A 21,976-nucleotide genomic window follows, 5' to 3' on the forward strand; every position below is an offset into this window, starting at 1 on the left:
CTTTTTTCACCGCTCCCCGTTGCGGTTTCCATGGACGGAGTCGAGGGGGTTGCCGACGCGTCGGATGCGGTCGGCGGGACGCTGACGGCGGGGAGTCACGTCGCGGTCGCCCCGCTCCAGTCGACGGCAATCGAGCCGCCGGCGTTCGTGCCGGACTACCTCCTGTTTCCGGGGTGGCGCATCGCCGTCGCTCTCGTTATCGTCTCCCTGGCGGTCGGGCTCTCGAAGTACATCGTCCGCCTGCTCGGACGACCGATCGCCCGGCAGTTCCGGCGGCAGAGTGTCGCCCAGACGGTCCTCCGAATCGTCCGGCTCACCATCGTCCTCCTCGGCGTCGGCCTCGGGGCGAACGTCCTCGGCCTCGAACTCGGCGACATCGTCCTCTCGGTGACGGTGTTCTCGGCGGTGCTCGGTATCGTCCTCGCCCCCATCGTCGGGAGCATCATCAACGGGGTGTTCGTCCTCTCGGACCAGCCGTTCGAAATCGGCGACATGATAGAACTCGACGACGGCACGAAGGGCTTCATCGACGAGATAACCCTGAGCTACACGAAGATATTCACCCTCGACAACACGTTTCTGGTGATGTCGAACTCGAACATCCGCGACCGCGACGTCATCAACTACTCCGCGGAGGACGAGCGGACCCGCCTGTCGCTCGACGTGCTCGTCACCTACGAGTCCGACATCGACGCCGCCCGCGACCTCGTCGAGCGCGCCGCCCGCGACTGCGACGCCGTGGTCGAAGGCGGCCCCGACATCCGCATCGGGAGCGCCCGCTACCCGGCGAAGCCGACCGCCTACATCAACTCCTACGCCGACAACGGCGTCCTCCTGCGCCTCCGCTACTGGGCGCTGAAGCCGTACAAAATCGGTCGCATCCAGTCAGAGGTCCAGACGCGGCTCTGGACGCTCGTCGAGGAGTCCGAGGCGACCGTCGAGTTCGCCTACCCGCACACCCACCTCGTCTTCGACGAGACGAGCGGGAGCCTCCACGTCACCGGCGACGAGGCCGCGAACCGGAGACACGCCACCGCGTCGCCGGCACCGGGAGCGCCCGTCCAGCAGGTCTCTGACGGCGAGGGTGTCGACACCCCGGAAACCCCAACTGATGCGACCGACGCCACGGAGTCGACGGACGCCGAGTTGACGGACGCCGAGTCGACGGACACCGAGTCGACGAACACCGCCGACGACTGACGAGAAACGGCGAACACAGTCGGGACTGAGGCCGCGTCGAAAGCGGAAAAACGAATCCGAACCGAGAGTCGCCGGCTCAGTCGTCCGCGCGGACGGTGATGACCGTGCAGTCGAGCTTTTCGCGGAGGAACACGTCGATGTCGGGGTCGTCGAGGAACCGCCGGAGCATCCGCCGCCAGCGGCTCGCCTGTTTCGACCCGATAACGACGATGTCGGCCTCCTCGGCGGCGACCTCTTCGAGAATCGTCTCCTCGACGAGGAAGCCTCGGCGGACCACGTAGCGCGCGCGGACGAGCGGGCCGAACTCGGCTTCGACCGCCCGCTTGAGTTCGGTCCGCGTGACGCCGCGGTTCGACTGGTAGAGGTCGACGTGGAGGACCGTCAGCTCGGCGTCGCGCTCGCGCGCGACGCGGACGGCCTCTTCGAGCGTCGCCCGGGAGTGCTTCGAGAGGGGGTACCGAACCGGGACCACGACCCGTGTCATACTCCGAGACCACTCGCCGGGCGTGCGTGAACCTTTCCCTCTCGGTCGGCTTGGCCGGCGGACGCGCGCCCGTCTCCGGCCCTTCGACCGCGCTCAGTCGTCGGCGCGGGTGGCCGACCGGCGCTCGATGCGCCCTTCGACCGCGGCGTCGAAGCCGACCTCGCGGGCGTAGCGCGCCAGCGCGTCGTGCTGTATCTCGAACTCGCCGACGCGGTGGGCCTGCGTGATGGCCGGGAACTCCTGTGTGCTGTGGAGCAGGTAGTCGCTCGTGGCGACGGTGTAGCGCGCCTCTGGGTCGATTGGCTCGCCGCCGACGAACGCCGCGACGACCTCGTCGCGGTCGTCGTCCCAGACGATGCGCGCGCCGCTGACGTGGGCGTGCCACCAGTCCGGTTCGCCGAATCCCATCTCGGCCCCGCGGGCGGCCCCGAACGCCGCCAGTAGCTCCGTGCCGGTCACCTCGGCGACGACGAGGTGCTCCTCGAAGGGGACGAGGCTCACGAGGTCGGCGTGGGTCACCTCGGGACCGATGGGCGGGCCGGAGCGGATGCCGCCGCTGTTCTGCAGCCCCACGTCCGCGCCGGTCGCCCAGCGGTAGGCGTCGGCGATTGCGTTGCCGACGCGGCACTCGCCGGCTGCGACGGTCTCCTCGGCGCGGTCCATGGGGCGGTCGATTCGACAGAGCACCTCGTCGAGGCCGGCGGCGTCGACTCGACCCGCCAGCGCCGCGACCAGCCCCTCGTCGGCCCGGTACTCGGCGGTCCGGTGGCGGACCGTCTCGATTCTGTCGGCGGCGACGCGGACCTCCCAGACGACGTGGCCGTTCGCGCCGGGGCGGACGACCGGCACGCCGTCGACCACGTCGTCGCGCTCGGCGTGGACGTGGCCCCCGAGGACGAGGTCCACGTCGCACCGGGCGACGAGTTCGTCGTCGCCGCTGCCGAGGTGCGAGAGCGCGACGACGAGGTCCGCGCCGTCGTCTCTGAGCGCGGCGGCCGCGTCGGCGGCGGCCGCGTAGGGGTCGGAGAAGCCGACGTCGGCCGCCTCCGGGTTGATAGTGCCGGTCGCGGGGTCGGTGACGCCGAAGAAGCCGAGGGTCAGCCCGTCCACCTCTCGGGTCGTTCGCGGGACGGTTCCCTCGGCGGCGGCGAACCGGCCGCCGTCCTCGCCGTGGACGTTGCTCGTGACCCACGTCGGCCGGCTCGCGGCGACGAGTTCGCGGGTCCGGCTCGGCCCGTAGTCGAAGTCGTGGTTGCCGAACGTTTCGAGGTCGGCGTCCACGGCGTCGTAGAAGTCGAGCGCCTGTCCGCCGCGCTCGACGAGCGAGAGGACGCCCGGCGCGGTGTTGTCGCCGGTGCCGACCACGAGCGTGTCGTCGCCGTCGAGGGCGCTGACGCAACCCGCGAGGCGGCCGGCGCGCTCGGTGTCGTCGAAGACGTTCTCGATGTCGGAGTAGTGGAGGAGCCGAGGCATTCGCTTCTCGAATGTGGCGGTGCGGGCGGATAAGAAGCCGTCGGGACGGCCCGCGGGCGGGCGAGACGGCGCGGAACCGGCGCGGCCGTCATCGCCTCGACCGAGTGAGCGTCGTCTCTACTCGCCGTCTTCCCCTTCGAGTTCGAACGCGACTTCGACCTCGGCTTGGTACTCTCGGGTCTCGACGGACGCGAGTTCGACGCCGAGTTCCTTTACTTCGACCCAGTGGACGCCCGCGAGCGTCTCCTCGGCGCGGTTAATCGCGTCGTCGACGGCGGCGTCGAAACTCTCTGCACTCCGACCGACAAGGGTGATTTTCTTGAACACCATCTCGTCGGACCCTTCGTCTTACTATCACAAATAATCGTCCCTGATTCGGCGGCGATGGCGGGACGAGCCGGAAGGGTGCGCGGCGGTGCGTGGCGGCGCGCGGCTCACTCGTCGGGCCGATACGGACGCGCCGTCTCGGCTCGCGCCGCGACGCGCGTTCGACCCCACGCCACGGCCGCGGAGTCGTAACTCACGACCAGCGCCTCCGGCCCGCCCATGTGGTCGTAGACGACGAGCGTGACCGACGCCGTCGTCGGTCGGTCCACGACCACGACGCCGTACGACGGGTCGCCCTCGACCGCGGACACGCGGACGCCGGCGTCGACCATGGCGTCGAGCCCGTCGGGGTACCGGTTCGAGAGCCAGTCGAGGGACTCCGCCGAGAGAACGAGCGTGGCGCTGTCACCGAGCCGCGCGAGTTGCTCGTGCGCTTCGGGCCAGATGCTGAACAGGAACGGGCCGTTGAACCCGGAGAGACTCGTCGATTCGCCGAGGTCGAACTCGAGGGGGGAGCACGCTTCCATCGCCGGGAGCTCGCCGGTGCAGACGACCGCGTCGCGGAACAGCGAGGGCGGCGGGTTGACCGATTCCGGGAGGCGGTCGAGCACCGGTTTCGCGTCGAGCACGTTCGCCATCGACCGGAGCGCCTCGTCGTGCGTCTCCAAGGCGACGCGACCCGCGCTCGTGGCGACGAAGCCGCCGTTCGACCGCTCGACGAGTCCGAGTTGAACGAGGCGCTCGACGCCGCGGTCGACGGTGGACCGAGAGACCGAGAGCGCGCGGACGAGGTCGGCCTTCGAAAGCGACTCCGACGAGAGCGCCTGGAGGAGCCGACGGCGGCGGCCGACCGCCTCGAACGCGTCGGCCGCGTCTCCGCCCTCGTCTTCGTCCTCGTCACCAATCCAACTCGACATCGGTGTGAACATCTCAGGGCCTACACAAATGTATATCGGGACTCCGGATATTCGCCCGAAATCGGGGGGCTTGGGCAGACCGACGGCCGCCCCAATATGTCAACGAGCTGTTGATTCGAGCCGTTTCTGCAACGCGCCGACTACGTCGGAGAGGTGTGCGGTCCCCCAGATGGCGACGACGACCCCACCGACGGCGTCGAACACGAGGTCGAGGAGCGTGTCGTCGAGGCCGTACTGCGTCAGCACCGATGCGGTGCCGGCGAGCGAGGCAACCCCCGAGATAGCGAACTCGATGACCTCCCAGAAGACCCCGAACGCGAGCACGAAAAGCAGAATGAAGACGAACATGAATCGCGGTGGCAGGTAGATGTCCGCCGTGTGCTCGTCGACCGCGCGGACGGTCGCGTAGCCGGCGGCCGCGACGACCGACGACGACAGCGCGTGCGTGAGGTGGTCCCACCACCAGACGCCCGCGTAGAAACTGGTCTCCGAACCGGGGAGACCGACCGTACCCAGCGCGTGGAGGAACGCCGCCGTCGATATCCAGAGCGTCAGCCCGGCGTCCATCGGGATGCGGTAGTCGCGTTCGAGTAGCGCCGGGAGGTAGGTCACGCCGAGGCCGACGAGCGCGTTGACGACGATGCCGAGGTTCCCGCGGTCGAGGCCGATGAAGACGAGACCGACGAGGACGACCTGCATCGCCCGCGAGAGCTGGCGCTGGCGTCGCGCGTCGATGCGGAGATACGAGCGAACCCTCACGACGACTCACCGCCCTCTCTCGTGGAGTCGTCGTCAGTTTCCGCCGGACTCACGTCCTCGGCGACATCCGCCACCTCCTCGGGGAGCCGCTTGCGCGAGCCGGCCCGGCGGCGGAAGTAGTACTCGAACAGCAACCCGGCCCCGAGTCCGGCGACGGTGGCGGCGACGAAGTCCCACATCAGCCCCGCCTCGACGACGTGTTCGGGTCGGCCGTTCAACAGCAGGCGCGTCCCGAGATAGAGGTCCGAGAGCCACTGGACGACCGCCCAGACGCCGGCGGCGGCCATCGTGGCGATGACGACGAAGAAGACCGCGAACGAGTGGTTCATCCGGACCGGCGTGAACACGTCGAGTTCGACGGCGACGATGAGCGCGATGGCGGCCACCGCGAGGTACGTCGAGACGCGTCCGGAGAACGTCACGCCGCCGATGGTCTGGCCCCGAACGAGGACGCGAGCGACGAGCGGGAGCGACGCGAGCGCGACGACCTCCCACGGCAGCATCGCTCTCGGTTCGCGGAAGGCGACCGCCGGGACGACGGTGACCGCGGCGACGACGGCCGCGAACCCGCCCCAGACGAGGTCGCCGCCGGTGACGACGCTCCCGACGGCGACGGCGACGAGGAACCCCACGAACAGCCACGCGAGTACCGCGTTGAGCCGTCTACTCCGGACGAATTGCGCCAGCTCCGTCTGTGCGGCCTGCGACATGCCCGTCCGTTAGCGACGGGCTGAGAAAACGTTTGGGCGAAGACGCCCCGTTTCGATTACGTGTTCGTTCCGTGAACGACCTCGTAGTCGTTCCCACCACCGTTCGACACGCCGATGATTGCCCACTCGTATGGAAGGTCGATACCGCGAAGCCGCTCTCGAAGCGCGCTGATGTGGTCGTCCCACGTCACGAAGCAGCGGAACCGATACGGTGTCTCGGTTCCGCCGTCTGCGAGCACCGGACGGCATTCGGTCGCTTCTCGCGAACTCAGTGCGGTCACGTGGACCGTACGCCACTTGCGTTCGGCCAGCATATCGGTTCCGTCGCCCGAGACGGAGTAGCCGAGCCGGCCGAATATCGACCGAGCCTCCTGGACGGGAGGCATCGAAGCCTGGGCCATGCACGTCTACGTACACCCGCACCCCTGATAAAGATTGCCACGGTATGACATACCAATAGTTGACGAACGGTCGCGCCGGCCGCTCGACTACTCGTGAGCGGCGTCCCACTCCTCGGGCTTTCTGACGTTTCCGCAGTTGTTGCACTCGATGCGGGCCATCGTGTCCATCGCGGTGTCGAACGAGTCGCAGTTACCGCAGAGGTAGCCCCATCGGCTCTCGGCGTCCTCGGTCGAGTACACCACGTAGAACGGCCCCTTCGAGCCGCGCTCGGCCTCGTCAGTGGCGACGAAGACAGTCTTGCCGCTCGATACGGTCTGGGTCTGGAGTTCGGCCATGCCACCGATTCGCGCGGGGGTGGCTTAAGAAATTGGTCCCTACGTCCGGAACGACTCGCCGCAGCCGCAACTGCTCTCGGCGTTCGGGTTATCGACGTGGAAGCCCGCGCCCTGCAGGCCGCCCTCGAAGTCGAGGGTGGAGCCGCCGATGTAGTTCATGCTCGCGGGGTCGACGAACACCCGAAGACCGTGCTGTTCGACGACCGTGTCGTCGTCTTCCGGTTCGTTGTCGAAGCGCATCCCGTAGGACAGCCCGGCGCAACCGCCCTGCTGGACGAACAGTCGGAGGCCCGCCACGTCGGTGTCCATCGACTCCCCTTCGAGGAGGGAGACGGCTTCGTCCGCGGCCGCGGGCGTGACCGTGACCGCCACATCGCCGCCGCCACTCGCGGATTCCGTGCTCATACGCCCCACTATACTGTGGGAACGGTTAACTGTGGCGCAGGCGGAACCCGGAGCCGGCCCGGTAGGGTTCGGCTACCGGGCGCAAGTCGAGGAAAAACGAGTCGAACGAGCCGCGTTCGCCTACTCTTCGAACCGCTCGCGGACGCTCTGAGCGTGCGCGTCGAGCCCTTCGGCCTCGGCGAGCGTCGTAATCGTTCCCGAAAGCTCCGACAGTCCCTCGCGGTCGAGGCGCTGGACCGTCGTCGAGCGGACGAAGTGGTCGACAGAGAGCCCACCCTGTCGCTTCGCGCCGCCGCCCGTCGGGAGAACGTGGTTCGTCCCGGAGGCGTAGTCGCCGGCCGCGACGGGCGTGTACGGGCCGAGGAAGACGCTCCCCGCGGAGTCGATGCGGTCCAACAGCGCCTCGTCGTCGTCGGCCTGAATCGTCAGGTGCTCGGCGGCGTACTCCTCGGCGAACAGCACCGCCTCGGACATCGACCGCGCGAGGAGGACGCCCGACGCGTCGCCTTCGAGCGCCGCCTCGATGGTCTCGGTCCGCTCGCGCTCGCCCGCCTGTCGTTCGACCTCCGCGACGACTTCCTCGGCGAGTTCGGCGTCGTCCGTGACGGCGACGACCGACGCGTTCGGGTCGTGTTCGGCCTGCGCGACGAGGTCGGCGGCGACGAACCGCGCCTCGGCGGTCTCGTCGGCGACGACGAGCACCTCGGAGGGACCGGCGAGGAAGTCGATGTCAACGTCACCGCGGACCTCGGCCTTCGCCGCGGTGACCCACTTGTTGCCCGGCCCGACGACCTTCTGGACGGCCTTCACCGTCTCCGTGCCGTAGGCGAGCGCGGCGATGCCCTGCGCGCCGCCGACCGAGTACACCGCGTCCGCGCCCGCGACGTGCATCGCGGCGAGCGTGACGGGGTTCATCTGGTCCGCGGGCGGCGTGGCGACCGCGACGTGTTCGACCCCCGCGACCTTCGCGGGAATGACGCCCATCAGGACGCTCGAGGGGTAGGCGGCGGTGCCGCCGGGGGCGTAGACGCCGACCCGGTCGAGCGGGCGGTACCGACGCCCGAGTTCGCGGGTGCCGGCGTCGCCGAACTCCTCGCGCCAGTCCTCGGGGACCTGTTTTTCGTGGAACTCGCGGACGTTCGCCGCGGCGGCCTCGATGGCCTCGCGCACGTCGTCGTCGATTTCGTCGTAGGCGCGCTCGGCGGCGTCGGTCACGTCGATATTACCGACCTGAACGCCGTCGAACTCGCTTGAGAACTCACGGACCGCCACGTCCCCCTCGCGGTGGACGCGCTCGACGATATCGCGCACGTCGGAGCGAACCTCGCCGACGCCGGCGTCCCGCTCGAAGAAGGCGCGGCGGGCGTCGGTGCCGAGGTCGGCCAGTTCGCGAACCTCGATGTTCATACCTCGGCTTTGCGGCCGGCGCGAAAAGTCGTTGCGGAAGCGGTGGGCGGCGCCCGCGCCTCGCGCCGCGGCCTCGCGCGACTTACGCCACGTCGCGCTGTTCCGTGTACGTCAGCGTCCGGTCGTCGGTCTCGATGGTCGTCTGGACCGTAATCCAGCCGTCGGCCTGCCGGACCGCGAACGCCTCGGAGTACGAGAGTTTGACGCGCTTCGTCGTCGTGTAGGACTCGCCGGCTGCGAGGCCGCCGACCGCTTGGGACCCGCGCCAGACCTCGTCGTCCGGGTCGGTGCTGTTGCCGACGAAGATGCGACTGTAGACGGTGACGCCGGAACTATCGGCGTCCTGCTGGTTGGTTATCGTGCTCGTCACGTCGCGGCACGTCTGGCCGCACTTCTCGATGTTGTCGACGACGACGCCGAACGGCGGCACCGATTCGCTTTCGGCCGCGTCGCCGTCTCCGTCGTCGCTACTGCTGTCTCCGCTCTCGCTGTCACTACTTCCGCTGTCGCTGCTACCGCTATCGCCGCTATCGCCGTCGTCGGGCGGCGCGGTCGTCTGCGTGGGGAACGGTTCGTCTGAGTCGGCGTCGTCGTCGGAGAACGGTCCGATTCCGGTCACGAACGCGGCCGAGACGCCGGCCGTGAGGAGGACCAGAACTGTCGCGGCGACGAGGAGTGTTCGTCTCATAACTGAATTGAAACTTCGTCTTGGACGGCTGTCGTTCAGCTCAGTTGCCGGCTACCTTCGGGTCGCACTTAGTTACGCACCCGAAAAGTCGTCGGCGAGGTCGCTTAGCGAGCCCCCAAGCGACCCGTCGAGGGCCCCGTTCAGGAAGTCGCTAACGAGGTCGTGGATGTCCGAGACGAACTCCGGGGCCGGTCCGGGGAGTTCGCCGGGCGGCCCCTGCTGGCCGGCCTCGGGGCCCGATTGCTGTGCGTTCTCGCTCGGTGCGGCCGCGGCGAGGCCCGCGGTCGCGACGAGAGCCGCGAGCGCGACGCCGACGAGAGTGAGTCTGCGTCGGTTCATGGTGAATCGCTTCGGTCGGCACTCGCGGAGCGACGCTCATGAATACGGGACACCGTGGCGGGCGTTTTGCGTCGGTTTCGCCGAGTTTCGCCGCGGTTCACATCGAATTGCCGCCGGTTCGGGGTCGCTACTGGCGCAACTGCTCGCGCATGGCGGCGAAGCCGGCCTCGGGGTCCACGTCCGCGCCCTGCGCCTCCAGCGCCTCCCCGAGTGCGGTCAGGAGGAACGAGACGTTCTCCGGCCGCGCCGAGTGGCCCATACAGCCGACGCGGAAGATGTCGCCCGCGAGCGCGCCGAGGCCGCCGGCGATTTCGAGGTCGTAGTGGTCGAGGACGTAGTCGATGGCCGCGCCCGCGTCGACGCCGTCGGGGACGAGCACCGCGTTGAGGCTCGGCAGCCAGTACTCGTCTTCGGGGTTGAGGCCGAGGCCCATCGCCTCGACGCCGGCTTTCAGCGCGCCCGCGACCCGGCGGTGGCGCGCCCACCGCTCTTCGATGCCCTCCTCGGCGACCAGACGGAGCGCCTCGCGGATGGCGTAGACGTTGGTGATGGGCGCGGTGTGGTGGTACGAGCGGTCGTCGCCCCAGTAGCCCTCCAAGAGCGACAGGTCGAGGTACCACGAGCGGGGCGACTTCTCCCGCGAGAGCACCTTGTCCATCGCGCGGTCGTTGAGCGTCAGCGGGCTCGCGCCCGGCGGGCACGACAGGCACTTCTGCGGCCCGGAGTAGGCCACGTCGATGCCCCAGTCGTCGACTTCGAGTTCGACCCCGCCCAGCGAGGTGACGGTGTCGGCGACGACGAGCGCGTCGTGGTCGTGGGCGATGCTCGTCAGTTCGGGCACGCCCGGCTGTTTCACGCCCGTCGAGGTCTCGGCGTGGACGAACCCGAACACGTCCGGCTGGTGTTCGTCGAAGGCGTCCTGCACGTCCGCGGGGTCGAGCGGCTCGCCCCACGGCGCGTCCACGTGGACGACCTCGCCGCCGGCGCGCTCGGCCATCGACTCCATGCGTCCGCCGAAGTAACCGTTCGTCGGGACGAGCATCGTGTCACCCGGTTCGACGAGGTTGCCGATGGCCGCCTCCATCGACGCCGACCCGGTCCCCGAGACCGGAATCGTCCACTTGTTGTCGGTGCGGAACGCGTAGCGCATGAGCTCCTGCACCTCGTTCATGATGTCGATAAACGACGGGTCGAGGTGGCCGACGAGCGGCGTGGACATCGCGCGGAGCACGCGCGGGTGGACGTCGCTCGGGCCGGGGCCCATCAGCGTGCGATTCGGCGGGCTGAGTTCGCCGACATCGGGTGCATCGGACATGGTCTGACTGCACGTGCCACGCAAACGGGCAAAAGGGATGTGATTGCGGAACGCTGTGAAAAGGACTCGGCGGGCGACCCCGACCCGTTGGAGGCCAGCCGAGTGCTTCGCGTAGCCCGCTCACCCCGACAGCGCCTGCGCGACCTTCTCTATCGGGTGCGGCGGTCGCCGCGCCGCGTCGTCCCTGTCTTCCAGTTGCGTCCGACACGACGCGCCGGGGGCGACCACCTCGTCGCCCGGGCTCTCGTCCACCTGTTCGAACAGGATGTCACCGATTGCCTTCGAGAGGTCGTAGTGTTCGGCCTCGTAGCCGAAGCTCCCGGCCATGCCGCAACAACTCGAATCGAGGGGGTCGACCTCGTAGCCGACCCGCCGGAGGACGCCCACCGCGTGGTGGTCCTTGTTCAGCGCCTTCTGGTTGCAGTGGCCGTGGTAGGTGAGCGAGCCGAGCGCGCCGCCGTCGGCGACCGCGGAGGCGACGGTTCCGGCCGCGTCGCCGTCGGACGAGCGGCCGCGAATCGGAAGCCCCTCGGCCAGCCGATAGGTGTCGAGGAACTCCATGACGCCGTAGGCGGCCGCCGCGACCGGGGCGACCGCGTCGTCCGGCAGGAGGTCGGCGTACTCATCTTGGAACATCACCGCGTCGGAGGGCTCGACGAAGACGACCGACCAGCCGTTTTCGACCGACGGGCGGAGCGTCTCGACGTTGTGTCCCGCGCGCCGCCGCGCGAGGTCGAGGAAGCCGCCGGAGTAGGCGGCGCGACCGCTCGGCTCGATCCCTTCCGCGAGGCGGACGTGGACCCCGGCCGCCTCAAGCACCCGCACCGCCGCCTTCCCGATTTCGGGCGTGACGTAGTTCGTGTAGGTGTCGGGAAACAGGAGGACGCGGTGGTCGGCTTCGGACGCCGGCACGCGGGGTCGTCGCGCGTCCATCCACGATTCGAGCGTGTCGCGGGTGAACGACGGGAGCGCTCGGTCGGGGGCGATGCCCGCGAGTCGCTCCATCGCGGCCCGCGCGCCCGGTAGCTCGGCCGCCCAGTTCGAGACGGGTGCGAGGGCGCTGCCGACGCCCGCCAACCGGTCGATGTGGGCGAACAGGCGCTCGCGGAGCGACGCGCCCGCCTCTGTGTGGTGGGCGTGTTTCACCTCGGCTTTGAGCTTCGCCAGGTCGACGCCGGTCGGGCAGTCGTTCTGACAGCCCTTACAGCCGACGCAGAGCCCGAGGACCTCCTCTTGGAACCGGTCTGAGTGAATCTCGTCTTCCGGGAGGTCGCCGCTGATTGCGGCGCGGAGCATGTTGGCCCGACCGCGGGTCGTCTCGGCTTCGTCCTTCGAGGCGCGGTAGGTCGGACACATCGTCTCCGACCCGGTCTGCCGACAGGTGCCGCAGCCGTTGCAGAGTTCGACGAGGTGGGAGAAGCCGCTCTCGTCCGAGAAGTCCAGCGTCGTCGCGGGCTCGATGGACTGGTAGGCCGCGCCGTACCGGAGGTTCTCGCGCATGTCCGCGCCGACGCCGCGGTCGCCCTCCGGACCCGGGTCGGAGGGACCGTCCCGATAGACGACGTTCCCGGGGTTCATGCGCCAGTCGGGGTCGAACGCCGTTTTCAGCTCCTTGAACGCGCCCCAGAGTTCGGGGCCGTACATCTTGGGATTCCACTCGGTCCGGGCCATCCCGTCGCCGTGTTCGCCCGAGAAGGCTCCGCGATGGTCCAACACGAGGTCGGTTACGTCGTCGGTGATGGCGCGCATCGTCTCGATGCCCGCGCCGTCTTTCAGGTTCAGAATCGGGCGGATGTGGAGCGTCCCCGCGCCGGCGTGGGCGAAGTACGCGGCCGACGTGCCGTGGTCTTCCAGCACTTCCTCGAACGACTGGACGTACTCCGCGAGTTCCTCGGGCGGGACGCTCGCGTCCTCGATGAACGGGTACGGTTTCGGGTCGCCCGGAAGCGACATGAGAAGCGGAATCGCCGCCTTACGGAGCTTCCAGAGGTCCGCCTGCGCCTCGGGCGTGTACGCCTCGATGGCCTCGAACGCGCCGCCGTCGGCGTCGCCACCGGCCTCGGTGTCGCCGTCTCGCAGGAAGTGGCCGTTCGCCTCGCGAATCACCGCCTCGAAGTCGTCGTGCAGTTCGGAGTCGAACTCCAGCATCAGCGTCGCCGCCGTCCCGTCAGGAATCTCCTCGACGTACTGCGCGTACTCGCTGGACTCGGCGGCCATCCGAAGCACCTCGTCGTCCATGAGTTCGACCGCGCTGGCGTCGAAGTCGAGGGCGTCGGGGACCGCCGCCATCGCCTCCACGAGGTCGTCGTAGGCGTAGAGGACGAGCGCCGTCTCCTCGGGGACCGTCACGAGAGACACGGTGGCCTCGACGACGACGCCGAGGGTGCCCTCCGCGCCGACGAACAGTTTGGAGAGGTTGATGACCGTCTCGCCGTCGTCCGTCTCGGAGACGACCTTGTGGAGGTTGTAGCCCGACACCGACCGCTTGAGGCTCGGATACCGCCGCTCGATTTCCCCCTCGTGTTCCTCGACGAGGCCGAGGACGGTCCGGTAGATGTCGGCTTCGCGGTCGTCTTTGCCGACGATGCGGTCCCACTCGTCGCTCCCGACGACCACGTCGCGGGTGTGGACGACCGACCCGTCGTCGAGGACGACCCGTAACTCCTCGGTGTAGGCGTCGGTGATGCCGTAGCGGACCGAGTGCGCGCCCGTGGAGTTGTTGCCGATGCCGCCGCCGACGGTCGCCCGGTTCGAGGAGGCGGGGTCCGGCGCGAACTTCAGTCCGTGGTCGGCGAGGCGGTCGTCGAGGTCGTCCTGCACCACGCCGGGTTGGACCCGCGCCCGCCGCGCGTCGGGGTCCACGCAGACGATTTCGTCCATGTACTTCGAGCAGTCGATGACGACGCAACCGGGGCCGACGGTCTGTCCCGCCAGCGACGACCCAGCCCCGCGCGGGAGGACGGGAACGTCGTGCTCGGCCGCCGTCCGCACCGCGGCGCGCACGTCGTCCTCGTCGCGGGGGACGACCACCCCCGCCGGGCGCGCTCGGTAAATCGACCCGTCGGTCGCGTACAGCACCTGCGCGTACTCGTCGAAGCGCACCTCGCCGGAGACGACTTCCCGGAGGTCGGCGGCGAGGTCGGCGTGCTCGGCTACGTCGACCACGTCGTAGTCGCGCGACTCCTGAAACCGCCGGAAGTCGCCTCGTTCCTCGTCGTCCGTCTCCGCCGCGATGCGGGTCGCCCGCGAAGGGCCGTCGCCAGACATTATCACGTATAATCGTGCAGGATAGCAAAAACCTGTGTGTGACTCGCCATGTTTGCCAGAAGCGGTAGTCGTTCGCGGCGGACCGGCTTCGTCGCGCGCGGGCCGAGTGTGCTGAGCCGGGTGAGAACCCGTCCTACTGCGGCGGATTCCGGGGGTAGTTCCCGACGCCGGTTCGCAGTTCGCCGTCGGCGACAACCCAGCCCTGGCGGTCCGCTGGGAGGTCGTAGGCGGCGACGTGGTCGACGTACTCGTTGTAGTTCCAGCCGCCGACCCACCACGAGTTCGCGCCGCGGAGTTCGACGCTCACCGAGACGTTCGTCGTCTCGGGGCCGTCGTACTGGACGAACAGCATCGACTCGTAGTCGTAACACCGGGTGTCGTCGCTGTTGCTCGGCCAGTCACACGGGACGAGCCGGGCGTTCTCGCGCGGTTCGAACAGCGGTTCGGTCCCCTCGGGCGCGAGCGTGTCGATGGACTGGTTCACCCGCACGTCGGCGCTGAGGTCTATGGCGTCGTGTTCGACGCGGAGCGTGTCGGAGTCGTTCCGACTGTACTCGCTCGCCGGAATCGGCTCCCAGCGGACGAGCCGGTCGTTCTCGACGACCGCCCGGTAGTACGTTGGGTCGGCGGGAAGCTCGTCGGCCCGGAGGCGGAGCATCGGGCCGTACTCCGTCTCGACCACGTCGTACGCCCAGCCCGTCGGAAGCAGGTACTCGCGGGACTCGACGGCCTCACCGACGGCCGAGGAGCCGTCGCTGACGGGTAGCGGCACGAGGACCGTCACGTTCGAAATCGGCTCGTCGGCCGAGACGCGGACGCTGTAGTCGTACTGGCTCCCGTAGGAGTCGAGGGACGAAAGCCGGCCGAACGCCCAGAGCCCGCCGGCCGCGACCGCGACCACGACGAGCGCGGCGACGACGACGATGCCGAGTGTGCGGAAATTCATCGAAATCACCGGGCAGGTCAGACCGCCCGCTCAGACCGCCGCACCTCCCGCGGCGGTGCCCGCGGTCGACTCCACGAACTCGACGAAGTCGGCGGCGAACGACTCGACTTCGTCCCAGTCGGTGTACTCGTAGTCGCGGGAGGCGTCCGTGTCGCCGGTCGCCCCCTTGGCGATGCGCTTCATCATCATCCGGGTGAGAAAGCCGTACTCCGAGTACCGAAGCGCCCCGCCGAACGCGGCCATCCGCTCCGGGTGCCAGCCGCTCTCTTCGACGAACTCGTCGAGGTACGTCGCGACCTCGGCGCGGGCGTCCTCGTCGTCGAGCGCCGACGACAGCGACACCTGGAAGAACCCGTTGGGCCGCGCCTCGATATCGTCGCGGTGCTCGCGGACGAACTCGTAGACCGGTTTCGAGTGCGCGCCCACGTGAATCGACGACCCGACGAGCACCGCGTCGGCGTCGGCGAGCGCCTCGCTAACGTCCGAATCGGCGACCGAGGCGGTCCTCGCGTCGTGCCCGTGCGCCGCCAGCGCCTCGGCGATGCGCCCGGCTATCTTCTCGGTCTGTCCCTCTTTGCTCCCGTACGCGACGAGTATCGTCCCCATACAGCTCACCGCATACCTGTTGGTTCGCGCACAGCATAACCCCACACACAGCCTCTCACCCCCCGAGAACCGACCGCGACCCGATTCGACGCGAAGCCGGCCGAGTCGACTCCGACCCGCGAGGAGGAACTATTTTGCCCGTCGCCACATCACCTCAGAATACAACTCATGAATACCTCGATGGGAACCTATCTAGTGACGCAGTCGGACCGCTCCGGCGGGCGGTCGACGCCGGACGTGGTGCAGGCCGCGGTCGACGGCGGCGTCGACGTCGTTCAACTCCGGGAGAAGCACGCGAGCGCCCGCGACCGCTACGAGGTCGGTCGCGAGGTTCGGGCCGTGACGGCCGACGCGGGCGTCCCCCTCGTCGTCAACGACCGGGTCGACATCGCGGCGGCCATCGACGCCGACGGCGTCCACCTCGGCGACGACGACGTGCCCGTCTCGGTCGCGCGCGAACAGCTCGGCGACGACGCCATCGTCGGCCGGTCGGTCTCGACCGTCACGGGCGCGAGAACCGCCGAGGAGGCCGGCGCGGACTACCTCGGCGTCGGCGCGGTGTTCGCCACGGACACGAAGGACACCGACCCCGAGCAGTCCGAAATCGGGACCGAGCGGGTGTCGGCCATCGCGGACGCCGTCTCGATTCCGTTCGTCGGCATCGGCGGCGTCACGCCCGACAACGCCGCCGACGTGGTCGCCGCCGGGGCCGACGGCGTCGCGGTCGTCTCGGCTATCACCGCCGCGGACGACCCCACCGACGCGACTCGCCATCTCGCCGACTCGGTCGCCGCCGGGAGGGACCGCCGATGAGCGGACGCGACGACGCGGACGGCGCGGGTGGACCGGGCGGTTCGGGCGACGCGAACGACGTGGGCGGCGTCCCCGACGTGGCGCTGGACGAGGCGCTCGCCGCCGTCGCGGGCGAGCAACCGCTCATCAACTCGGTCACGAACGACGTGACTGTCAACGACGTGGCGAACATCACGCTCTACTGGGGCGGCCTGCCGGTCATGTCCGACGACGAGCGCGAAGTCGGCGACATGGTCGGCATCGCCGACGGCTGTCTGCTCAACATGGGGACCGTGAGCGAGTCCGGCGAGGTGACGATGCTGACCGCCGGCCGCGCCGCGAACGAGGCCGGCGTCCCCCTCGTCGTCGACCCCGTCGGCGTCGGTGCGACCCCGACGCGCGACCGGGTCGCGGACCGCCTCGTCACCGACCTCGACGTTGACGTGCTCAACGGCAACTACGGGGAGATATCCGCGCTCGTCGGCGACGACGCCGAGGTCCGCGGGGTCGAGTCGGTCGGGGAGTACGCCGAAATCGCCGCCGCGGCCGTCGAGTGCGCCCGGAAGACCGGCGCGGTCGTCGTCGCCTCCGGCGAGACCGACATCGTCGCCACCGAGGAGGCCGCCTTCGAGGTCGACGCCGGCCACTCGATGATGGGCGCGGTCGTCGGAACCGGCTGTATGCTCGGCGTGACGCTCGCCGTGTTCGAGGCCGCGCTCGACGACCCGCTTTCGGCGGCGCTCTCCGGGACCGCAGCCTACGGGCTCGCGGGCGAACTCGCCGCCGAGGGCGCGTTCGGCGACTACCGCGGCCCGGCGAGCTACAAAATCGCCTTCCTCGACGCGGTCGCCGGACTCGCGGACGCCTCGACGCCAGACATCGCCGACCGAATCGACCGCATCGAGGTCCGATAGATGCCGGGGGCCGCCCCCGACCCGCGGACGCCGCCGTACGTCCTCACCATCGCCTCCAGCGACTCCGGCGGCGGCGCGGGCATCCAAGCGGACCTGAAGACGATGACTCGGCTCGGCGTCTACGGCGGGTCGGTCATCGTGGCCGCGACGGCCCAGAACACCCGCGGCGTCGAGGGCTCGCACGTCCTCCCGACCGAGTCGATTCGCGCCCAGTACGAGGCCGTCGCCGACGACTTCGACATCGCCGCCGTCAAACTCGGGATGCTGGCGACCGTCGAGGCGGTCGAGACGGTCGCCGACTGCCTCGCCGACTACGACGGCCCGGTCGTCCTCGACCCCGTGATGGTCGCCACCTCCGGCGACCGACTGCTGGACGAAGACGCCGTCGACGCCTACGACGCCCTGTTCGCGCGGGCGACGCTCGCGACCCCGAACGCCGACGAGGCCGAGGCGCTGACGGGCGTGTTCCCCGACTCGCCGGCAGCCGTCTCCGAGGCCGCCGACTGGTTCTTCGACCGGGGCGCCGACGCCGTGCTCCTGAAGGGCGGCCACGTCGCCACCGACGACGACACCGTGGTGGACACGCTCGTCACGCCGACGGAGACGACGACGTTCGTCAATCCGCGCATCGACGCGACGGCGACTCACGGCTCCGGCTGTACGCTTTCGAGCGCCGTCGCCGCCCGCCTCGCCCGCGGCGACAACCTCGCCGACGCCGTCCGGCACGGTATCGAGTTCACGCGCGCAACCCTCGCCGAACCGGCCGACGTGGGTGAGGGTGCGGGGAGCGTGAACCACCTCGTCGGCGTCGGCGACGGCTGGACCCCCGACACGGACGCGCCCGACGGCGACGACTGACCGCCGGTCGCGCCGGCACTCGTCCGAGGTGCTCGCGGCACGCGCCTTTTTCCAGATACGTGTTGTATCACGAACATGGCAGAGAAAGCAGCCGCGAACGCGCTTCGTGCCCGAATCGAGAGTGGCGGCGTCGCGCTCGGCGTCCTCGACAACACCTACAGCCCGACGCTCGTGGAGTTCTACGGCGAGCTCGGCCTCGACTTCGTGTGGCTCGACCTCGAACACGGCGGGCCGAGTCCGCTCGACTCGGGCGCGATGGAGGACCTCCTCCGCGCGGCGGAACGAACCGGCATCGAGCCGCTGGTCCGGCTCCCGACGACGGACCCGGAGTTCGTCCGGAAAGCCCTCGACCTCGGCGTCAGGAACGTCTTCCTCCCGCGCGTGGAGTCGGCCGAGGAGGTCCGCGAGGCGGTTCGGTCGGCCCGATTCACCTACGGCGACGGCCCCGGCGACCGCGGCCTCGCGTCGCCGCGCGCCCGCCGGTGGGGGCTCGCCGACGACTACGTCGCGAGCGAGGACCGCGAGACCCTCGTCGGCGTGACCATCGAGACCGCCGAGTCGCTTTCGGACCTCGACGCGATTCTCGACGTGCCCGAACTGGGCTTCGTCTTCATCGGCCCGTTCGACCTCTCGGTGTCGCTCGGCCACCCCGGAGAGATAGACCACCCCGACGTGCAGGAGGCCGTCGAGCGAGTTCGCTCGGCCGCGGTCGAAGCCGGCGTCCCCGTCGGCGGCCTCGGCTTCGACATGGACGACGTGAACGAGAAGGCGGAAAACGGCTATCGGCTCATCAACCTCGGCAGCACCACCGGCGCGCTCAAGGGCGTCGTCGACGGCTGGTTCGACGCCGCGACGTTCGACCGCGAGGGGTAGCGCCCGCGCCTATCGAGTCGCGTCCGACCCCGAGTCGGACAACCGCATCGCCACGCTGTACATCTCGCCCGCGGACTCCGATTCGACCGCGTCGGCGACGCGCTCGGCCTCGTCGGCGAGCCACTTCCCCATCTCGCCGGGGACTTCAGCCGCCAGCGAGGTCGCCACCGACGCGTGCGCCTCGACGTGGCTCGCGGACCACGGCACCGGGTCGAGCAGGGTCAGTTCGCGGTCGAAGCGCCAGCCGTATCCCGAAAACAGCGCCCTGAGCGCGTCGGCCGGATAGAACGTCAGCGCGGGCCGCCCGCGGGCCAACTGGCTCGCCGCGTTTTCGAGCGCGAACAGCTCTCGAACCGCGGCGTCGTCGGGGAGCGGTTCGTAGTCGTCGAGGACGAGGTGACAGCCGGGCGCGGCGACCCGCGTTAGCTCGCTCGCGACGGCGGCGAGCGACGCGGGACCGACGAGGTTGAACAGCCCGTGAGCGGTGACGACATCGACCGAGTCGTCGGCGAGCGGGAGGCTCCGGACGTCGGCCTCCAGCACCGCGGTTCTCGCTCGGTCCGTCGGCGACGGAGTCACGCGGTCGCGGACGATTGCCGCGTGCTCCGGGTCGTTCGTGACGGCGTAGACGCGCTCCGCGCCCGCGTCGAGGAGTCCGGCGGTAGTGTTGCCGGTCCCCGCGCCGGCCTCCAGACAGACCGCGCCGCGGACCGGACGGTCGTCGAGGGCGGCCGTGACGGTCGTGGGAACGTCCATCGCGGGAATCGAGGGTAGAGCCGTTCGCTCGCTAGTGGTGCAGTTGCTCCGGAACCGGGCTCTCGTCGTGCCGGAGGCGCTCGATGAGGGACCGCTGGGCCGTCTCGTCCATGCCGTTGTACCGCGTCGCGGCGTCGAGGACCATCGCCACGAGCTTCGGGTCGCCCGGCGTGACGACGCTCGTGAGGCCCTGGGCGGCCGCGAAGTCGAACCGCTCCGCGATTTCGCCCGGGGTGTCGACCGGCTCGTACCAGTTGGGGAACGGCCGGTCGGCCTCGGGTAGTTCGTCGGTGTCGGGCCACGGCCCGCGGGCGAACGCCTTGATTCCGAGGGTGCCGATTCCGGCCTCCTCGGCCGCCTCGAAGACGCCCGCGTAGTCGTGTTCGTCGTCGTCCTTGCCGACGACGACGGGGTTCAGCGGGAACATCAGCGTTTCGAGGTCGTCGATGCGGTCGATGGCGTCGCGGATGAGCCCCGGATTCCCGTGACTCGTCAGGCCGATGTGGCCGATTTTCCCCTCGTCTTTCGCCTCGCGGAAGGCCGCGAGCGCCCCGTCGTCCGCCGTGATTTCGTCCAGTTCGGACTCGTATTCGAGGCCGTGGACCTGATAGAGGTCGATGTAGTCGACGCCGAGGCGGTCGAACGAGCGGTCGAGCTTCCGCTTTGCGCCCTCGTAGCCCCGCTCTTGGGTCTTGCAGCCGAGGAAGATGTCCTCGCGGTGCTGACGGAGCTTCGGCCCCAGCTTGAGTTCCGCGTCGCCGTAGGTCGGAGCCACGTCGAAGTGGTTGACGCCCTTCGAGAGGACGTGTTCGACCATCTGGTTCGCGCCCTCCTGTTCGAGCCAGTTGAGCGCGATAGCGCCGAACGTCGCGATACTACTCTCGTGGCCGGTGTCGCCGAGTGCGCGGGTTTGCATACGTCGAACGTCACCGTCGACGGACAAAAACGTGTGTCTCGACAACTAAACTGCCGTCTCTGCGTCCGCGACGCGATAGCGTCACCGCGACCCGGTAACACTCGCGTCAGCGGATACTCAAGTCCTTGCGGCCCGTAGCACCGTCCATGGCAGAACCCACGCCCACACCCGGCATTCACCACGTCACCTGCATCGCGGGCGACCCGCAGCAGAACCTCGACTTCTGGGTCGAGACGCTCGGGCTCCGCCTCGCCAAGCGCTCCATCAATCAGGACGACCCCAGCACGTACCACTTCTTCTTCACGGACGCGGAGGGGACGCCCGGCACGAGCATGACGTTCTTCCCGTGGGAGAACCTCTCGCAGGGGAAGGTCGGCACCGGGCAGGTCTCCCGGACCGCGTTCCGCGTGCCCGAGGGGAGTCTCGACTACTGGGAGGAGCGATTCGACGAGTACGGCGTCGACTACGACGAGCGAGTCGAGCGATTCGGCGAGACGGTCCTCCCCTTCAGCGACCCCGACGGCCTCCCGGTCGAACTGGTCGAAGTCGAAATTCCCGACGACGACCCGACCGTCCCGTGGAGCGAGTTCGTCCCCGAGGAGGCCGCGATTCGCGGCTTCCACTCCGTGACGCTCTGGTTGGCCGACCCCCAGCCCACCGAAGACCTCCTCGAAACGATGGGCTTCGAGCGCGTCGGCACCGAGGAAGCGCAGGGCGACACCCCCGGCGACGAGCGGACGCGGTTCGCCGCGACCGGGAGCGTCGGGACGTACGTGGACGTGTTGCCGACCATCGAGAGCAGTCGACAGGGCCTCGGCACGGTCCACCACGTCGCCTTCCAAACGCCGACCGACGAGGACCAAGAGGCGATGCGCAAGGCCGTCCAGTCGAAGGGCCTGCGCCCGACCGCACAGATCAACCGCCACTGGTTCCGGTCGGTCTACTTCCGCGAGTTCGGCGGCGTGCTGTTCGAACTCGCCACGAGCGGGCCGGGCTACACCGCCGACGAACCCCTCGAGGACCTCGGCGGCCGCCTCGTCCTTCCCGGCGAGTTCGAAGGCCGGCGCGAGCAGATAGAGGCCGGACTGACCGACGTGACGGTCCCGCGGGCCGAGTCCGCCGAGGCCGACGACTAACCCTCGGAATCACCTCGCCCCGGAGCAGTGTTCCGCCCGTCGACGCCGCCCGTTTTGCCCCGTGTTAGCACCCCGTGAGCCACCGCGACGAGTGTCGCAATCACAAGTACCATCATCGCCCGCGACGCAGTGGTCCGTACTTAGGTGGATG

At 69.3% G+C, this 21,976-nt stretch carries 24 protein-coding genes; 6 read left to right on the top strand and 18 right to left on the bottom strand.

The genetic code is table 11. The features are described from left to right. The first annotated feature begins 30 nt into the window (after positions 1-30). Entirely contained in the window at positions 31-1,200 is a 1,170-nt protein-coding gene (locus C457_RS12435; protein WP_008095095.1) for a mechanosensitive ion channel family protein, read from the top strand. Positions 1,201-1,276: 76 nt separating this feature from the next. Here C457_RS12435 and C457_RS12440 read toward each other — a convergent pair whose 3' ends face one another. The 16 genes from C457_RS12440 to C457_RS12515 form a co-directional block, all read right to left on the bottom strand. Next, entirely contained in the window at positions 1,277-1,684 is a 408-nt protein-coding gene (locus C457_RS12440) for a universal stress protein (RefSeq protein ID WP_004974696.1), read from the bottom strand. 93 nt (positions 1,685-1,777) lie between these two features. Beyond that, positions 1,778-3,157, bottom strand: a complete 1,380-nt coding sequence (locus tag C457_RS12445; RefSeq protein WP_008095096.1) for a bifunctional metallophosphatase/5'-nucleotidase — start codon at positions 3,155-3,157, stop codon at positions 1,778-1,780. 117 nt (positions 3,158-3,274) lie between these two features. Then, on the bottom strand, positions 3,275-3,487 hold the full coding sequence (locus tag C457_RS12450) for a dodecin (protein ID WP_004042852.1): 213 nt from the start codon (positions 3,485-3,487) through the stop codon (positions 3,275-3,277). 104 nt (positions 3,488-3,591) lie between these two features. Then, a complete protein-coding gene (locus C457_RS12455) occupies positions 3,592-4,401 on the bottom strand; it encodes a helix-turn-helix transcriptional regulator (RefSeq protein ID WP_008095097.1) in 810 nt (269 codons plus the stop codon). Between the two features lie 99 nt (positions 4,402-4,500). After that, positions 4,501-5,160 (bottom strand): hypothetical protein, encoded by a 660-nt coding sequence (locus C457_RS12460; protein ID WP_008095098.1) that lies wholly within the window; start codon positions 5,158-5,160, stop codon positions 4,501-4,503. Then, on the bottom strand, positions 5,157-5,870 hold the full coding sequence (locus C457_RS12465) for a hypothetical protein (RefSeq protein WP_008095101.1): 714 nt from the start codon (positions 5,868-5,870) through the stop codon (positions 5,157-5,159). The genes C457_RS12460 and C457_RS12465 overlap by 4 nt, the downstream gene beginning before the upstream one ends. Before the next feature lie 56 nt (positions 5,871-5,926). Beyond that, entirely contained in the window at positions 5,927-6,271 is a 345-nt protein-coding gene (locus C457_RS12470) for a DUF7116 family protein (protein ID WP_004974708.1), read from the bottom strand. A gap of 87 nt (positions 6,272-6,358) precedes the next feature. Further along, the gene (locus tag C457_RS12475) at positions 6,359-6,607 is read right to left on the bottom strand and encodes a DUF5816 domain-containing protein (protein ID WP_004974710.1); all 249 of its coding nucleotides are present in this window, start codon (positions 6,605-6,607) and stop codon (positions 6,359-6,361) included. Positions 6,608-6,646: 39 nt separating this feature from the next. Then, on the bottom strand, positions 6,647-7,012 hold the full coding sequence (locus C457_RS12480; protein ID WP_008095106.1) for a HesB/IscA family protein: 366 nt from the start codon (positions 7,010-7,012) through the stop codon (positions 6,647-6,649). A 120-nt stretch (positions 7,013-7,132) separates the two neighbouring features. Beyond that, the gene (hisD, locus tag C457_RS12485) at positions 7,133-8,413 is read right to left on the bottom strand and encodes a histidinol dehydrogenase (protein WP_193363437.1); all 1,281 of its coding nucleotides are present in this window, start codon (positions 8,411-8,413) and stop codon (positions 7,133-7,135) included. Positions 8,414-8,501: 88 nt separating this feature from the next. Beyond that, positions 8,502-9,107 carry a hypothetical protein gene (locus tag C457_RS12490; protein ID WP_008095110.1) on the bottom strand — a complete coding sequence of 202 codons (606 nt, stop codon included), beginning with the start codon at positions 9,105-9,107 and terminating at the stop codon, positions 8,502-8,504. 72 nt (positions 9,108-9,179) lie between these two features. Continuing rightward, positions 9,180-9,446: a hypothetical protein gene (locus C457_RS12495; protein ID WP_008095113.1), complete on the bottom strand. Its 267-nt coding sequence runs from the start codon at positions 9,444-9,446 to the stop codon at positions 9,180-9,182. A gap of 127 nt (positions 9,447-9,573) precedes the next feature. Then, positions 9,574-10,710 (bottom strand): pyridoxal-phosphate-dependent aminotransferase family protein, encoded by a 1,137-nt coding sequence (locus C457_RS12500; RefSeq protein WP_008095115.1) that lies wholly within the window; start codon positions 10,708-10,710, stop codon positions 9,574-9,576. A 171-nt stretch (positions 10,711-10,881) separates the two neighbouring features. After that, complete coding sequence (locus C457_RS12505; protein ID WP_008095118.1) at positions 10,882-14,028, bottom strand: FAD-binding and (Fe-S)-binding domain-containing protein; 3,147 nt, start codon at positions 14,026-14,028, stop codon at positions 10,882-10,884. Positions 14,029-14,161: 133 nt separating this feature from the next. Then, the gene (locus C457_RS12510; protein WP_008095120.1) at positions 14,162-14,974 is read right to left on the bottom strand and encodes a hypothetical protein; all 813 of its coding nucleotides are present in this window, start codon (positions 14,972-14,974) and stop codon (positions 14,162-14,164) included. 30 nt (positions 14,975-15,004) lie between these two features. Further along, the gene (locus C457_RS12515) at positions 15,005-15,580 is read right to left on the bottom strand and encodes a flavodoxin domain-containing protein (RefSeq protein WP_008095122.1); all 576 of its coding nucleotides are present in this window, start codon (positions 15,578-15,580) and stop codon (positions 15,005-15,007) included. A gap of 180 nt (positions 15,581-15,760) precedes the next feature. Here C457_RS12515 and thiE point away from each other — a divergent pair, with 180 nt between their 5' ends. The 4 genes from thiE (at position 15,761) to C457_RS12535 (ending at position 19,017) form a co-directional block, all read left to right on the top strand. Then, positions 15,761-16,393, top strand: coding sequence for a thiamine phosphate synthase (thiE, locus tag C457_RS12520; RefSeq protein WP_181950686.1), 633 nt, complete (start codon positions 15,761-15,763; stop codon positions 16,391-16,393). Continuing rightward, a complete protein-coding gene (thiM, locus tag C457_RS12525) occupies positions 16,390-17,286 on the top strand; it encodes a hydroxyethylthiazole kinase (protein WP_008095125.1) in 897 nt (298 codons plus the stop codon). The genes thiE and thiM overlap by 4 nt, the downstream gene beginning before the upstream one ends. Beyond that, positions 17,287-18,144 carry a bifunctional hydroxymethylpyrimidine kinase/phosphomethylpyrimidine kinase gene (thiD, locus tag C457_RS12530; protein ID WP_008095128.1) on the top strand — a complete coding sequence of 286 codons (858 nt, stop codon included), beginning with the start codon at positions 17,287-17,289 and terminating at the stop codon, positions 18,142-18,144. Between the two features lie 75 nt (positions 18,145-18,219). After that, on the top strand, positions 18,220-19,017 hold the full coding sequence (locus C457_RS12535) for an HpcH/HpaI aldolase family protein (protein ID WP_008095130.1): 798 nt from the start codon (positions 18,220-18,222) through the stop codon (positions 19,015-19,017). Positions 19,018-19,026: 9 nt separating this feature from the next. Here C457_RS12535 and C457_RS12540 read toward each other — a convergent pair whose 3' ends face one another. Both C457_RS12540 and C457_RS12545 read right to left on the bottom strand, forming a co-directional pair. Next, complete coding sequence (locus tag C457_RS12540; RefSeq protein WP_008095131.1) at positions 19,027-19,773, bottom strand: class I SAM-dependent methyltransferase; 747 nt, start codon at positions 19,771-19,773, stop codon at positions 19,027-19,029. A gap of 31 nt (positions 19,774-19,804) precedes the next feature. Further along, positions 19,805-20,689, bottom strand: a complete 885-nt coding sequence (locus tag C457_RS12545; RefSeq protein WP_008095133.1) for an aldo/keto reductase — start codon at positions 20,687-20,689, stop codon at positions 19,805-19,807. A gap of 146 nt (positions 20,690-20,835) precedes the next feature. Here C457_RS12545 and C457_RS12550 point away from each other — a divergent pair, with 146 nt between their 5' ends. Further along, positions 20,836-21,825 (top strand): ring-cleaving dioxygenase, encoded by a 990-nt coding sequence (locus C457_RS12550; RefSeq protein ID WP_008095135.1) that lies wholly within the window; start codon positions 20,836-20,838, stop codon positions 21,823-21,825. Positions 21,826-21,976: the final 151 nt, after the last annotated feature.

Origin of the sequence: Haloferax prahovense DSM 18310, assembly GCF_000336815.1 — an archaeon.
Taxonomy (GTDB): Archaea; Halobacteriota; Halobacteria; order Halobacteriales; family Haloferacaceae; genus Haloferax; species Haloferax prahovense.